14 protein-coding genes and 2 pseudogenes are annotated in these 12,711 nt (G+C 42.7%); 7 read left to right on the top strand and 9 right to left on the bottom strand.

Annotation, left to right across the window (positions count from 1 at the left end):
- Positions 1-222: 222 nt before the first annotated feature.
- The gene (locus MJ761_RS07050; protein ID WP_255356355.1) at positions 223-432 is read right to left on the bottom strand and encodes a tRNA (cytidine(34)-2'-O)-methyltransferase; all 210 of its coding nucleotides are present in this window, start codon (positions 430-432) and stop codon (positions 223-225) included.
- Between the two features lie 121 nt (positions 433-553).
- Here MJ761_RS07050 and MJ761_RS07045 point away from each other — a divergent pair, with 121 nt between their 5' ends.
- Positions 554-1,015 carry a hypothetical protein gene (locus MJ761_RS07045; protein ID WP_141683435.1) on the top strand — a complete coding sequence of 154 codons (462 nt, stop codon included), beginning with the start codon at positions 554-556 and terminating at the stop codon, positions 1,013-1,015.
- A gap of 101 nt (positions 1,016-1,116) precedes the next feature.
- Complete coding sequence (locus MJ761_RS07040; RefSeq protein ID WP_093092714.1) at positions 1,117-1,773, top strand: YiiX/YebB-like N1pC/P60 family cysteine hydrolase; 657 nt, start codon at positions 1,117-1,119, stop codon at positions 1,771-1,773.
- A 139-nt stretch (positions 1,774-1,912) separates the two neighbouring features.
- Here MJ761_RS07040 and MJ761_RS10895 read toward each other — a convergent pair whose 3' ends face one another.
- The 5 genes and pseudogenes from MJ761_RS10895 to MJ761_RS07025 form a co-directional block, all read right to left on the bottom strand.
- Positions 1,913-2,104, bottom strand: a complete 192-nt coding sequence (locus MJ761_RS10895) for an integrase core domain-containing protein (RefSeq protein WP_353846669.1) — start codon at positions 2,102-2,104, stop codon at positions 1,913-1,915.
- 44 nt (positions 2,105-2,148) lie between these two features.
- Positions 2,149-2,469 carry a 4'-phosphopantetheinyl transferase family protein gene (locus MJ761_RS07035; protein WP_093092716.1) on the bottom strand — a complete coding sequence of 107 codons (321 nt, stop codon included), beginning with the start codon at positions 2,467-2,469 and terminating at the stop codon, positions 2,149-2,151.
- Positions 2,470-2,472: 3 nt separating this feature from the next.
- A pseudogene (locus MJ761_RS10990) lies at positions 2,473-2,649 on the bottom strand (hypothetical protein); the annotation flags it as partial.
- Positions 2,650-3,061: 412 nt separating this feature from the next.
- Positions 3,062-3,562: a GNAT family N-acetyltransferase gene (locus MJ761_RS07030; RefSeq protein ID WP_176715084.1), complete on the bottom strand. Its 501-nt coding sequence runs from the start codon at positions 3,560-3,562 to the stop codon at positions 3,062-3,064.
- A 25-nt stretch (positions 3,563-3,587) separates the two neighbouring features.
- Positions 3,588-3,773: pseudogene (locus tag MJ761_RS07025) on the bottom strand (IS5-like element ISVa1 family transposase); the annotation flags it as partial.
- An 87-nt stretch (positions 3,774-3,860) separates the two neighbouring features.
- On the opposite strand from MJ761_RS07025, the gene MJ761_RS07020 reads away from it, so the two are divergent.
- The 5 genes from MJ761_RS07020 (at position 3,861) to ubiT (ending at position 8,472) form a co-directional block, all read left to right on the top strand.
- Positions 3,861-4,163, top strand: coding sequence for a transposase (locus MJ761_RS07020; RefSeq protein WP_093092720.1), 303 nt, complete (start codon positions 3,861-3,863; stop codon positions 4,161-4,163).
- Between the two features lie 125 nt (positions 4,164-4,288).
- A complete protein-coding gene (locus tag MJ761_RS07015) occupies positions 4,289-4,663 on the top strand; it encodes an IS3 family transposase (protein ID WP_239392876.1) in 375 nt (124 codons plus the stop codon).
- A gap of 1,434 nt (positions 4,664-6,097) precedes the next feature.
- The gene (ubiU, locus tag MJ761_RS07010) at positions 6,098-7,108 is read left to right on the top strand and encodes a ubiquinone anaerobic biosynthesis protein UbiU (protein WP_093092726.1); all 1,011 of its coding nucleotides are present in this window, start codon (positions 6,098-6,100) and stop codon (positions 7,106-7,108) included.
- A 16-nt stretch (positions 7,109-7,124) separates the two neighbouring features.
- Positions 7,125-8,048: a U32 family peptidase gene (locus MJ761_RS07005; protein WP_420853896.1), complete on the top strand. Its 924-nt coding sequence runs from the start codon at positions 7,125-7,127 to the stop codon at positions 8,046-8,048.
- Entirely contained in the window at positions 8,035-8,472 is a 438-nt protein-coding gene (ubiT, locus tag MJ761_RS07000) for a ubiquinone anaerobic biosynthesis accessory factor UbiT (protein WP_093092728.1), read from the top strand. Before MJ761_RS07005 ends, ubiT begins: the two co-directional genes overlap by 14 nt.
- A gap of 82 nt (positions 8,473-8,554) precedes the next feature.
- On the opposite strand, the gene ubiG is transcribed toward ubiT, so the two are convergent.
- The 3 genes from ubiG to MJ761_RS06985 form a co-directional block, all read right to left on the bottom strand.
- Positions 8,555-9,304 carry a bifunctional 2-polyprenyl-6-hydroxyphenol methylase/3-demethylubiquinol 3-O-methyltransferase UbiG gene (gene ubiG, locus MJ761_RS06995; protein ID WP_093092730.1) on the bottom strand — a complete coding sequence of 250 codons (750 nt, stop codon included), beginning with the start codon at positions 9,302-9,304 and terminating at the stop codon, positions 8,555-8,557.
- Positions 9,305-9,309: 5 nt separating this feature from the next.
- On the bottom strand, positions 9,310-10,971 hold the full coding sequence (locus MJ761_RS06990) for an ArnT family glycosyltransferase (RefSeq protein ID WP_093092732.1): 1,662 nt from the start codon (positions 10,969-10,971) through the stop codon (positions 9,310-9,312).
- Between the two features lie 113 nt (positions 10,972-11,084).
- On the bottom strand, positions 11,085-12,560 hold the full coding sequence (locus tag MJ761_RS06985) for an amino acid permease (RefSeq protein WP_093092735.1): 1,476 nt from the start codon (positions 12,558-12,560) through the stop codon (positions 11,085-11,087).
- Between the last annotated feature and the right edge of the window lie 151 nt (positions 12,561-12,711).

Raw genomic sequence — 12,711 nt, 5'->3', positions numbered from 1 at the left:
GACCGTGAAACGACCTAGCGCCGATGATAGTATGGATACCCATGTGAAAGTAGGACACCGCCAGACTCCCCATAAGAAGAACCCGGTTGAGAGATCAGCCGGGTTTCTTGCATTGTAAAAAGCTAGAAGACAATGATTATAGATGCCTAATACAAAACACAACAGCAGCACAAAGGCTGCTGTTTGGACTGAGGCTATAGAACAACTCAATCAATAAGTAACTTAACCCAGTCTGGCAAAGCCCTGTTGGCGCAATGCTTCGTACAGCACAATGGCTGCGGCATTGGAGAGGTTTAGAGAACGGATATGCTCAGACTGGGGAATACGCAGACAGTGACTGCTACGTGCCTGAGCGAATTGCGCGGGCAGACCACTGGTTTCGCGGCCGAATGAATAAACGACACTAATTATATTTAGCAGAATTTTTTTCACAGTTGAATAACTGTTAAAATGGTATAAAGAAAGATGATTTTATATACGATGCTTTCTGTATCAATCATTGTTTGAAAAATTAGAAATATTTTTAATGACGTGCTGACAAAAATAGGTAATCATGAATAACAAAAACTCCTCAATCACCCATCAAGCCAAGCAGCAGCAAAATACAAAAGTCTTTGTACCGGAAATAGAAGAGAGAAAGAGAGGTTCTGCCTTAATGGTGAGTATAGTCGCAATTTGTTTGTTAGCAGGCGGCTTATATATCGGAGGCTGGTTTAACTTAGTGACTCCGGCACAGATTCAGCACTGCGAAGCTGCGGTTAAACAAACCTATCCACAGCCAGCTGATCAGGCTGCCTTACTGCCTAAGTGTAACAACCGTCATATGATAGCAGGCATGAGCAGCTCTAACGGCCAAAAAATGAGTGCCAAACAGATTCTGGATAGTCTAGATGTGGGTAAAACCGTTGATCTGGTTTCCATGTTTATCGGTGGTGCACTGATTGGCGCCGCCATTGCTGCATTTGCTGCCAGTTACCGCATCTTTCAGCGCAAGCGAGGTAAAAATGTTGACTGATGCATAAGAGGAAGTATATTGACTATGCAGGATTAACACTGGTTAATAATGACATATTCTGTATAATTAACCATTATTTACCAAAAGCATAAGATTCAGATATGAACCAGAAATACATCCAGTCATTGCTGGCACTTGTTTTCAGCCTGTTACTTAGCCTGAATGTCTATGCCCAAAAATCGTTTCATGTGCAAAATGGCGATCTTATCTTTCTGGAAGACTGCGATGGCGGTATGAGTAGTGCTATCAAGGCCGCTACCAGCGGTCTGGAGGGATATAATTTTACCCATGTGGGCATTGTCTGGCAGAAAACTCCTAGCCAGCATTATGTAATCGAAGCAACACACCCCAAAGTAAAAATTACTCCCCTGCACGCATATCTGCATCCGAAAAAACAGTGCCAGCCCCGTGCCGTAGTAGGTAGATTAAAAGCAGCTTACCAGCCATTGATTTCTTCTGCTTTGGTTCATGCGCGCCAGAAAGTGGGTAAAAAATACGATGACGCCTTTGATATCAACAACGACCAGTATTATTGCTCCGAATTAATCTACCAGATATTCAAAGAAGCCAATCACGGACAAGAAGTTTTTCCCTTGCGCGCCATGACTTTCAAATCCAAAGATACCGGTAAATTCCCAGAATATTGGGTAGAACACTTCAAAAAAATGGGCATTCCTATTCCCGAAGGCCAGCCCGGCAACAACCCCGGCGATATGTCACGCTCGGATTTACTCAATATCGTACATTACTATCAGTAACCAGCCTACAGACTAGCAGTAATTATGCTGGTCTGTTTTCTATATTTGTTACATCTGTTCACTTTCTATTTTCGAACGATATTTAACAAATAAATTATAGATTAGATTTGTTGTAAATATCCCAAACTTAGTACAAGATTCAAGTAGAAAATAATACTGCTTGTCTTAGGGTTTTATACTCGATCGGCGTCATATTATTTAGTGCTTCATGAGGCCTTTCGGTATTATAAATGGTTAGCCATTCTTCGGTTACATTTCTTGCTTGTTCCAGATTATTAAATAGATATAAATCCAGTATCTCTGTACGATAGGTGCGATTAAATCGTTCAATATACCCGTTTTGATATGGGCTGTCTGCTTGAATATAATCTATGGTTATACCATGTGACTTTGCCCAATAAGTAAACGTATTTCCGGTGAATTCCGGTCCATTTGTAACTTATCCCCTAAAAAGGAAAACCAAAATTCATCTAACGGAATATACAAGCCTTTACCACAGGCTTTTATGTAGGCTTCCTTAAGGCTCCAAAGACTAAAAAAACGTTGTTTTTGGTGCTCACTCGGTAACGATTTAAAATGCTGATACTCATTTTCGGCAAAAAACCATTCAGCAATTTCGAAAAAAATATTTTTGCGATTTAGATACTTAACATCAATTTCTATTTCAACTCCCACAGATACTGCTAAAACGATCATTTTTTAACTGTGAGAAATATTGAAACGCAGCAGAATTGCCAGCCGTTCAGGTAGAATATAGGGCTTCTTATAATCATTAGTTATGAATTCTATATTTTTGGCAGGAATACCTTGTAGATATCTGCTCAGAACATCACGCACTAACATTCGGGTTACCAAATATTGGTGTTTATACTTGTCAAAGTATAATTTTTGCCACTACTCCAATTCCTGATGATTCAAAAATTGGACGTAATTGGTCAAAGTAAAATCGGGATTTATTTCCTCATCATAGGTAAACCAGATGTGTATTTCATTTTCTGCTATCTTCATAAAGCTTTCTACTTATTCTTTGGTTTCGTAAATACGGTTTAATTTGAAACTCCATTGACTGAACTAATCCAAGCTCATCTTTCAGGCAGCTTATTGAACTTTGATATCAAACGAGGGTTATCTGTACAGCAGGAAAGTTGTGCCTAAAACAGGGAAGTGGCGATAAATAGTCATTTATCTAGAGGTATTTAGGTCTAAATATAAGCCCAAATGCTTCAAAAAAACGCGGTTAAAAATTTAGTTTGAGTGAAGCTTTACCGTACAAAGGTCTCAATAAAAATCAAAGTGGTTTATACATATGGTAATTTATCAGTACCTGATTTTCTCTGGATATTTTGTTAGCCCGCTTTATTTTAAAACCCCATTTTTTGAAAATTGGCATGGCCACTTTTGAAGCATCTACACTTAATTGTGAAAGCTTTTTCTGGTGAGCCAAGTCAAGCACATGGTCATAGAGTTTTCTAGCTATGCCACGCTTTTGAAAGTCAGGATGCACGTACAGACAGTCTATGTAACCATCATCTCTAAGTTCAACAAACCCCGCAAGGCTTGAGCCAACGATAGCCATCCAAGGCTGAGTATTATTTAAACGTTCTAACCACTTCTGATAATCTAGTGGTGTTGAGCACCATGCTTCTTGCTGTGCTTTGCTATAAATATCGGTATCAATAGCATGAATAGACGAATGAAACAAATCACATATTTCAGAGGCATAGAGTGAAGAGTATGGTTTTACTTCGATTTTAGATGCAGCATTACCCAACTTGTTTCCTATTTTCATTATGATTTGCTCTAGCAAGACTTTGCACTTCAATATCGCCAACATTGACAAGGCTGGCTTCCGTACTAATAGCTTCGTGAGTATCCACATCAATAGCTAAGTGTGGTTTGCGCCATGTTCTGCTTTTTTACTTTACATTTACCAAAGACTTTAAGGTCTGTCGAGTCAATAACGAAATATCGAATAGCTCTCTCGTTTTATTGCTATATTTATAGTACAGCATTGAAGTTGGATAGGCTACACTAATTCATACAACTTTTTTAGGGGGTAATGTAAACTTAACTCTAAAAAGGAAAACATGATGAATCAACAAAAACGCGTACGACGCTCTTTCAGTGCCGATTTCAAAGCACAAATGGTTAAACTTTATCAGCAAGGGAAATCACGCAGTGAATTGGTCAAGCAATACGATTTGACACTTTCCGCTTTAGACTGCTGGATAAATCAATCTAGTAAAAGCGGTTCTTTTAAGACCAAAGATAATCGCACGCCAGAAGAAAATGAACTGATTGCCTTACGAAAAGAGCTTAAGCAGCTACGGATGGAAAACGATATCCTAAAGCAGGCTGCACTGATAATGGCACGAAAATCAAAATCCTGAAAGCAAACCAACATCGTTATACTGTAGCGGCATTATGTCGCTGCTTGGGGATATCCAGACATTATGCCTATTATCAGTGCAAAACTACTACACAGAAATTGATTGCCCATTACGCCGATAAAATATTGACTATTTTTAAACGCAGCTATCAATCCTATGGAACCAGACGCATTTGTATTGCTTTACAAGCAGGTATCAGTGTTTCTCGTCGTTACATTGCCCGAGTAATGAAGTCGCTATCATTGGTATCAAAGTATACGATTAAACGTTATCGAGGATATCAGACAGCAAGCAATAGCTCAGTCACAGCTAATCATTTACAGCGCCAATTTGATGTAGGTAGCAAACAGCAAATTATAGTGGCAGACTTAACCTATATTCGTGTTAACCATTGCTGGAATTATTTGTGTGTACTACTGAATTTATCTAACCGACAGATTGCCGGTTATAGTATTGGACAACATAAAACAGCAGATTTAGTGATGTCTGCACTAAGTTAGATTAAGCAACCGCTGTCATCATTACATCTGTTTCATTCAGATAGAGGATAGGAGTTTGATAAACAGTTGCTTGGTAAGGCAAGTGTATTAATATATTCCATATACAGCATTCACTAAGTAAAAAGGGGTGTCGTATGACAATGCAGTGGCAGAAGCAACATTTAAAAGCATTAAAACTGAATTTGTTAAAGGGGAAAAATTCATGATGACTGGAGAATGACAACAAGCCTTTGCGGCTTATGCTTATTAGTACAATCATAAACGGTTACATTCGTCGTTGGGCTATTTACCTCCGGTAGAATTTAACAAACGGCTACCCCTTAATTTTGTTGTTTGAACAGGTATTGTCATTCCAAAAGATACTAAAGTAGCTTAGTTGAAATAAGAAGTATTATTCTATTCACATGACATAATATTGGTCTATATGGTTCATTTGCGTTACTTGTTATAGCAAATAATTTTAGTAATCTTTTCAAAGATGGTTCTAATTTGTTTGTATTTTTATTATGAGAAGTTGAAGGGTTATGTAATAACTAATTATAACTTGATGATTTTATGTGTAAACATTTTATTTATGGTTATTCTGTATTTTATCTTTGAAAACAAGAATACAGATATTTGCTGTTCATTATTATGTTTTATCTTATAGGCTGTAGATAAAAGGGCTTATGTTTTCATATAAATATGTTGTCTATTTTTGTAATTTAGCTTGTATTTAGGTTTATCTATACTTGTATTTATAATTTTAAAGCAAGGAAATTAATTAGATAACTCAAAATGTTATTGCTGGTATTAGTATCTCAAATTTAGCTAACATTTAATTGAAGAATCAGATTTTAAATTCAATATTTGAATGATTGATTGTCAGTAAAATGTTTTTTCTTCTCGCAAGATATACTAAATTGATTTGAGTTGAGAAGTAGGATTGATTAGCCTATGCTAATAGAGTGCGCATTTCGCTGCCATATTGTTAGATTATTTTTGCTGTAATGAAATTATTTTGAGAAATTAAATCAAAATTTAATTTTTAATTAATTTGATTAATTATTGTGTTCAATCAGAATTGATATTTGATATACATTAAAAAAACTAAAATTAATATCAGAAACCGTTATTTTGTCAATATTGCTCGGGCTTTTGTATTAATTGCCAGTGATGTGAAAGTTCAGTTGCTGAGCTGATGTTGTTGGATAATTTGGCAAAATTATGAATTTTGTTTAATTTTGTATTTGGTTATGTTGGGTTTTTAAAATTAATATTAAAACTGGTTTTATTCGATTTTGGCTTGTTTTTTGTCAATAAATTCTGTTTTGTTAAATGTTTTAATCTCGCGCTTGTGCAGGGTTGTGATGCCTGTATGATGCTAGCGGGATATTTGTTGTTATTTGCTGGCTGTTGATTGGTGTTTTTTGTGTATGAGGTTGGTGGGAACGAATGAATAGGAAGATTCCCGAGCTGGTGTGTCCGGCAGGTAATTTGCCGGCGTTGAAGATGGCGGTAGACCATGGAGCGGATACGGTTTATCTGGGGCTGAAAGATGCGACTAATGCGCGTAACTTTGCCGGTTTGAATTTTGACCGTAAGTCGGCAGCGGAGGGAATTATGTACGCGCAGCAGCGAGGGCGTAAGGTGTTGATGGCGATTAATACTTATGCGCAGGCTGGTGAGGTAAAGAAATGGCAGCAGGCGGTGGATACGGCGGCTGAGCTGGGGGTGAATGCGGTGATTCTGGCGGATCTGGGTTTGCTGGCCTATGCACGTAAGACGCATCCGCAGTTGCCGTTGCATATGTCTGTGCAGGGTTCTGCTACAAATTATGAGGCGATTAATCTGGCACAAGAGTTGTTTGGTATTCGGCGGGTAGTTTTGCCTCGGGTGCTGACTTTGCCGCAGGTGGAGCAGGTTATTAAGCATACTTCGGTGGAAATTGAGGTATTTGGTTTTGGCAGCCTGTGTGTGATGGTAGAAGGGCGTTGTTTACTTTCAAGTTATGTGACGGGAGAATCGCCGAATACATTTGGTGTGTGTTCTCCGGCCAAATATGTGCGTTGGGAACAATATCCAACTGGAATGGATGCACGTCTGAATAATATTCTGATTGACCGCTACGGTGCGGATGAACCAGCGGGCTATCCAACTTTGTGCAAGGGGCGTTTTCAGGTGAATAAGGAAACGTATTATGCGCTGGAGGAACCAACTAGTCTGAATGTTTTGGAGGTTTTACCGCAGCTGCTGGCGATGGGTGTGGCGGCAATTAAGGTGGAAGGCCGGCAGCGTAGTCCGGCATATACTGCACAGGTAACGAAAGTATTGCGGCAGGCTCTGGATCTGGCGGTACGATGTCCTGAAGAGTTTGAGGTAAATCCGTTGTGGCAGCAGGCGCTGGCGAAGGTTTCGGAAGGGCAGCAGGTAACACTTGGCGCGTATAATCGGCCGTGGAAATGATGAAGGAATTTAAGTGATACAACAGGATAAGCTGGCGTTGTCTCTAGGGCCGATTCTGTTTTTCTGGCAGAAGCAGCAGATTGTGGATTTTTATCAGCAAATGGCTGAGGAGTCTTTTGCGACGATTTATATGGGCGAAACGGTGTGCTCACGCCGGCAAGAGCTAAAAGTGGCCGACTGGCTTGATCTGGCGCAGGATGTGGCCGCGAATGGTTGTGAGGTGGTGCTGTCTTCACAGGTGTTGCTGGAAAGTGAATCTGATTTGCGGCGTTTGCGCAAACTGGTAGAACAGGAAGATTTCCGAGTAGAGGCTAATGACCTTGCTGCGGTACGACTGCTGCATGCGAAAGGTATTCCTTTTGTAGCTGGGCAGGCACTGAATATTTATAACGAGCAGACGCTGGCATTAATGCAGTCGCTGGGGGCTTGCCGCTGGGTAGCCTCGATTGAGCTGGCAGCAGACAGGCTAGCACAGATGATTGCGACAGTACCGGATATGGCTTGCGAGGTATTTGGCTGGGGCAAGCTGCCATTGGCCTACTCTTCGCGCTGCTTTACGGCTCGGCACTACAATCTGAAAAAGGATAGTTGTGAATTCAAGTGTCTGGAACATGCAGATGGTTTGCCACTCTATACTCGTGAAAAACAGGCTTTTCTGACGATTAATGGTATTCAAACGATGTCTGCCGGCTGTCATTCTTTGCTGGCACGTTATCGGCAATTATTGGCTATGGGGGTGGGGTATTTCAGGATTTCTCCACAGGAACAATGTATGGCGGAAGTTATCCGGCTGCATCAGCAGGTACTGGCTGATGCAATGGACGCAGAAGCTGCTTTGTCTGAACTGAGTGTCTGTGCCGGTGGCGCGCTGGTGAATGGTTACTGGTATGGACAAGCTGGAATAAATCAATGTGAAGAGGTGATGCATGCAGGTGCCTGATAAGGTAATGCCGGTTTTTTTGAAAAAAGTGGTTGGGCTGTTGCCGGCAAAGCCACCAGCATGGCTGCTGGTCAATACGTTGAATCAGTTGCTGAGAAAGCAGATTTTGCTGGCGGATATGTCTTTGCTGGCCGGACGCTGCTTTCAGATTGTGGTGACGGATTTAGGGTTGAATTTGTGTTTCAGTGCTACCGAGAAGCACTTTGTGATGGCTGATGCTGCGGCCATGGTGGATTTATGCCTGAGCGCAAACACAGCTGATTTTATGAAGATGTTACTGCGGCAGGAAGACCCGGATACGTTGTTTTTTAATCGCAAGCTGAAAATTGAGGGCGATACGGAGCTGGGATTGGTAGTGAAAAATTCGCTTGATAGTATTGATTGGTCAACTATTCCGGTGATGAAATCACTGGTAGGACAATAAGGTTTATTTCTTTCGATAAATAAAAATAATGATGTTGCCGGTATCGGGCTGATACCGGCTTTTTTGTGTTGCTTTTGAGCCGTCAGTCTAGAGGACGACGGCAAGCTATCATGTAGTTGACGTCCAGTCTGTTGGTGAGGTGGTAGCGTCTGGTTAGCGGGTTGTAGGTGAAGCCGCTACTACCCAGCCATTCGAGACCGGCCTGTCGGCACAGGCGCGCCAGTTCGGCTGGCGTGATAAATTTGTGATGATCATGGGTGCCTTGTGGCATCAGTTTCAGGATGTATTCGGCAGCTATGATGGCTTGCAGGTAGGATTTGGTGTTGCGGTTGATAGTGGAAAAACAGGCTATGCCGCCGGGTCGTATTAGCTGAGCACAGGCACGCACCACGCTGCCGGGATCTGGTACATGTTCTAGCATTTCCATGCAGGTAACGGCGTCAAAGCTGGCCGGTTTTTCTGCGGCTAAATCCTCTACACTCACCATGCGGTAGCTAACATTGCCAATTTGTTCCTGCAAAGCATGCAGCTGGGCAATTTTCAGGGATTTTTTGGCTAAGTCGATACCGGTAACGCTGCTGGCACCGGCTTTGGCCATGGCTTCGCTCAGAATGCCACCTCCGCAGCCTACATCGAGTATGTTTTTGCCGGCCAGATGGGCATAATTGTCGATAAATTCAAGCCGCAATGGGTTGATGTCGTGCAATGGTTTGAATTCGCTGTTTTTATCCCACCATTTGTGTGCCAGCTGGCTAAATTTGTCGATTTCGCTGGCGTCGACATTGGTGGATATGGCCGGAAGATGTTCTTGTTCCTGTGCTTGGGTATTCATGGTTGCTATTCCTTTGTTGCGGTGGTTTTTACCCATAAGGCGATGATGTTGTTTTTTTCACGCGGACGTGCACCTGCCCAGATTTCGTGCCATTGTGGTGGTGGCATGGCTTTTGGATCATGGGTAATCAGGCGATAGTTACAGTCCGGATTATCTATCTGTAGCGGAATCCAGCTGTATTGCAGCCAGACAATGCGGGTGCTGAAATTGTCGTGATTGATGCTGATGCAGGCGCGCTTATCGCTAAAGGCCTGTAGTTGGTCTTCACTCAGGCTATTTTGCATTTGCTGTACTACTGGGCGGGCTGATTTGGCTGCATCCAGCCATGGTAAAAACAAAGTAAGTAGCAGAGACCATACCAATAAAACGCCGGCTGCCCAGTTGGTGACGGCCTGCCGGCCGCGAATGTGTTGACGGGTAATTGCCCACAGCCACAGTAATGTTAGTACACAAGCTACAATTACCGGAAAGTAGTTTACATCATAACGATAGTACGGACTGAAATATACAGCGCGTTGGGCTAATTTGGCCGGCCAACCGTAGTTCATGGCGATAAAACCCAGCCAAAGGAATATGGCCAGAAAGCCAAAGGCCATGATGCCGAACCAGTTAAGGAATGCTACGGCACCGCGCCGCAGTGCATCAAGCTGTGCAGCACCTAATACGACTAATGGTGGCAAAACAAACACCAGTAGATCCTGATGTTGCTGTGGCATAAAAGCAAACGCCAACAGACACAGACTTAGCCATTTGACAGCCAGGATACTCAAGCACTGTTTTTTTAGCTTGCCACGCGACGCAGTCCAGATAGCCAGCGGCCATGCTGGAAAGGCAAACCAAATCAGGTTTTTTAGATAATAGTTGAGAGAGAAATCTATCTCAAAATGGCGGAAACCGCCGAAAGGAGCCAGTGCATGATATCGCCACCATAGATTAAAAATATTGGCAGCGGTTTGATGTAGTGCCAGTGGCCATATTAGCATTAAGGGTAATGCACATAGCAGGGAAATTAATAGTACCAGAAAATAACGTCGACGCCGCCACTGGGGATACAGCAGCAGGCTGAATGCTAGCAATATCAGTAATAATGACCAGAGTAGGCTGCCGGTTAGTGACAGTACTGTCCAGCCACCGCCTAGCATCATGCTGGCCATCATGATTCGCCGGTCTGCCAGTGAAAAGCCATACCAGCACATGGCCGCGCCAAGACAAAGGATAATACTGTCATTGATAAAATGTGCTGGTATCAGTAGGCCAGTACAGCCCAGTAGAATCAGTACCGCAATACGGCCATAACCACGTCCGAGAAACTGGCGGGCGGATCCTCCGATACAGGCAAACGTACATGCTATCAGGATGACATTGGTTAGGCGAGTAGCTTCATAAGCATCCATTTGCTTTGGACTGAACAGGTGCTGGTTCAATGCTGCTAGCCATATGTAGAGCGGCGAAGCTTCCCAGTTTATTTCACCAAATATAGTGGGGACTGCCCAATGGGCAATATGCCATTGGCTGGTTGTGGCAAACAGATATGGTTCACCTGGTGTCCACAGATCATGATGCAATACGCCCGGCCACAACCATACAAATACCAGTAACAACAGTAGCCATGAACGTTTTTTGTTCACTGCTTGTGGGCTGGGTTTGCTGGGGGTGTAGGTGAGCATAAAATTGTGACTGCAATAAAAATGGATAGGAAAACAGGCTTTATGTTAACGGAAAATGTAGCAGGCAGCCAGATATGGCTGCCTGTAATAATGTGATTAAGCATGTACTGGCTTTAATCAATGTGTTTGCTGAGATTGACCTGTTCCAACGGCACTTTACGGGTATGGTAGCGCAGTTTGTGATATAGGTAAAATGTAGCAAATACCGGTAGCCCCATGTAGGTAATGGCAAAGCGCTGCCATTTAAAATCACCATGTAACAATAATTGGCTGTCTTGCCCAATAATCACCAGAATACACAGTAATAATGCCAGAATTGGCCCGAACGGAAACCATTTGGCGCGATAAACCAGTGAATTGACATCATTACCCTGTCGCACAAAAGCACGGCGAAATCGGTAGTGGCTAATGGCAATTCCCAGCCAGGCAATAAAGCCGGTAAGACCAGAAGCAGCTACGATATATTCGTAAGCTCCTTCATTCACGCTTTCCAGCAGGAAAATAGCCAGTACTACGATTGCGGTTGCCAGCAACGCTGGCATAGGTATGCCACGGCGGTTTACTTCGGAGAAGGTGCGGTGTGCCATTCCGTCTTTACCCATGGCATATAGCATGCGTGTGGAAGCATACAGGCCTGAATTACCGGCAGACAAAATAGATGTGAGAATAACAGTGTTCATTACGGCAGCGGCAAAGGCTAGACCAGCACGTTCAAATACCAGTGTAAAGGGGGATTTGGCGATTTGATCTACGTCTGCTCCGAGCAGTGAATCGCTATTATAAGGAATCAGCAGTCCGATCACCAGCATGGCCAGAATATAGAAAATCAGAATACGCCAGAATACTTGTTTGATTGCTTTGGGAATGCTTTCCTGTGGATTTTCTGATTCGCCAGCAGTAATGCCAATAAGCTCTGTGCCTTGAAAGGAGAAGCCGGCAATTAGAAATACTCCAAGTACAGTCAAGAATCCACCAGACCAGCCATGGCCGAGTATGGGTGCATCGCCGATGGTGAAATTGTTTAAACCCACATACTGGCCGCCCAGAATACCAAAAATAGTCAGTACGCCTACACCCAGAAAAACGATAACTGTGATGACCTTTATCAAAGCAAACCAATATTCCGATTCACCATAGGCACGGACGGATAAAATATTGAGTAGAAACACCAATGTAAAAAATAATAAGCTCCAGCACCATGTGGGCATAAAGCGTAATGGCTCCCAATAGGTAATCACCAGTGAAGCTATGGAAATATCGGCAGCCACAGTAATTACCCAGTTAAACCAGTAGTTCCATCCCAGTGCAAAACCCAGTGACGGATCGACAAAACGAGCGGCATATGTAGAGAATGAACCGGAAGTAGGTAGATAGGTGGCCATTTCGCCGAGTGAAGTCATTAGGAAATATACCATAATTCCGATAGCCATATAGGCCAGTAAGGCACCCCCTGGCCCGGCATCGTGGATGGCACTACCACTGGCCATAAATAATCCTGTACCAATACTGCCGCCAATAGCAATCATTGACAGATGGCGAGTTTTCAGATGGCGTTTAACTTGGTTGGAAGAGGAGTTGGTGTCGGTCATTCTGATATTGAGTAAAGGTAAGCTTGATATGTCTGAAAGTTTAGCTGTGTCCGCTCAAAAATTTTCGTTTCAGTGCGGTCTAATTAAGCTTTAGGAACAGCCTGCATGGTATTCTATGACATACTTAAAGCGGATTGTATATTATAAGGAT

This window comes from Snodgrassella communis (genome assembly GCF_914768045.1).
GTDB lineage: Bacteria > Pseudomonadota > Gammaproteobacteria > Burkholderiales > Neisseriaceae > Snodgrassella > Snodgrassella communis.
This window is presented reverse-complemented; position numbering and strand designations above follow the sequence as displayed.

What these genes read in the sequence shown, in the direction of transcription:
- MJ761_RS07045 (WP_141683435.1), top strand. Translation starts at nt 554, where the DNA reads ATGAATAACAAAAACTCCTCAATCACCCATCAAGCCAAGCAGCAGCAA.
- MJ761_RS07040 (WP_093092714.1), top strand. Translation starts at nt 1,117, where the DNA reads ATGAACCAGAAATACATCCAGTCATTGCTGGCACTTGTTTTCAGCCTG.
- MJ761_RS07035 (WP_093092716.1), bottom strand. Translation starts at nt 2,469, where the DNA reads ATGATCGTTTTAGCAGTATCTGTGGGAGTTGAAATAGAAATTGATGTT.
- MJ761_RS07030 (WP_176715084.1), bottom strand. Translation starts at nt 3,562, where the DNA reads ATGAAAATAGGAAACAAGTTGGGTAATGCTGCATCTAAAATCGAAGTA.
- MJ761_RS07020 (WP_093092720.1), top strand. Translation starts at nt 3,861, where the DNA reads ATGATGAATCAACAAAAACGCGTACGACGCTCTTTCAGTGCCGATTTC.
- ubiU (WP_093092726.1), top strand. Translation starts at nt 6,098, where the DNA reads ATGAATAGGAAGATTCCCGAGCTGGTGTGTCCGGCAGGTAATTTGCCG.
- ubiT (WP_093092728.1), top strand. Translation starts at nt 8,035, where the DNA reads ATGCAGGTGCCTGATAAGGTAATGCCGGTTTTTTTGAAAAAAGTGGTT.
- ubiG (WP_093092730.1), bottom strand. Translation starts at nt 9,304, where the DNA reads ATGAATACCCAAGCACAGGAACAAGAACATCTTCCGGCCATATCCACC.
- MJ761_RS06990 (WP_093092732.1), bottom strand. Translation starts at nt 10,971, where the DNA reads ATGCTCACCTACACCCCCAGCAAACCCAGCCCACAAGCAGTGAACAAA.
- MJ761_RS06985 (WP_093092735.1), bottom strand. Translation starts at nt 12,560, where the DNA reads ATGACCGACACCAACTCCTCTTCCAACCAAGTTAAACGCCATCTGAAA.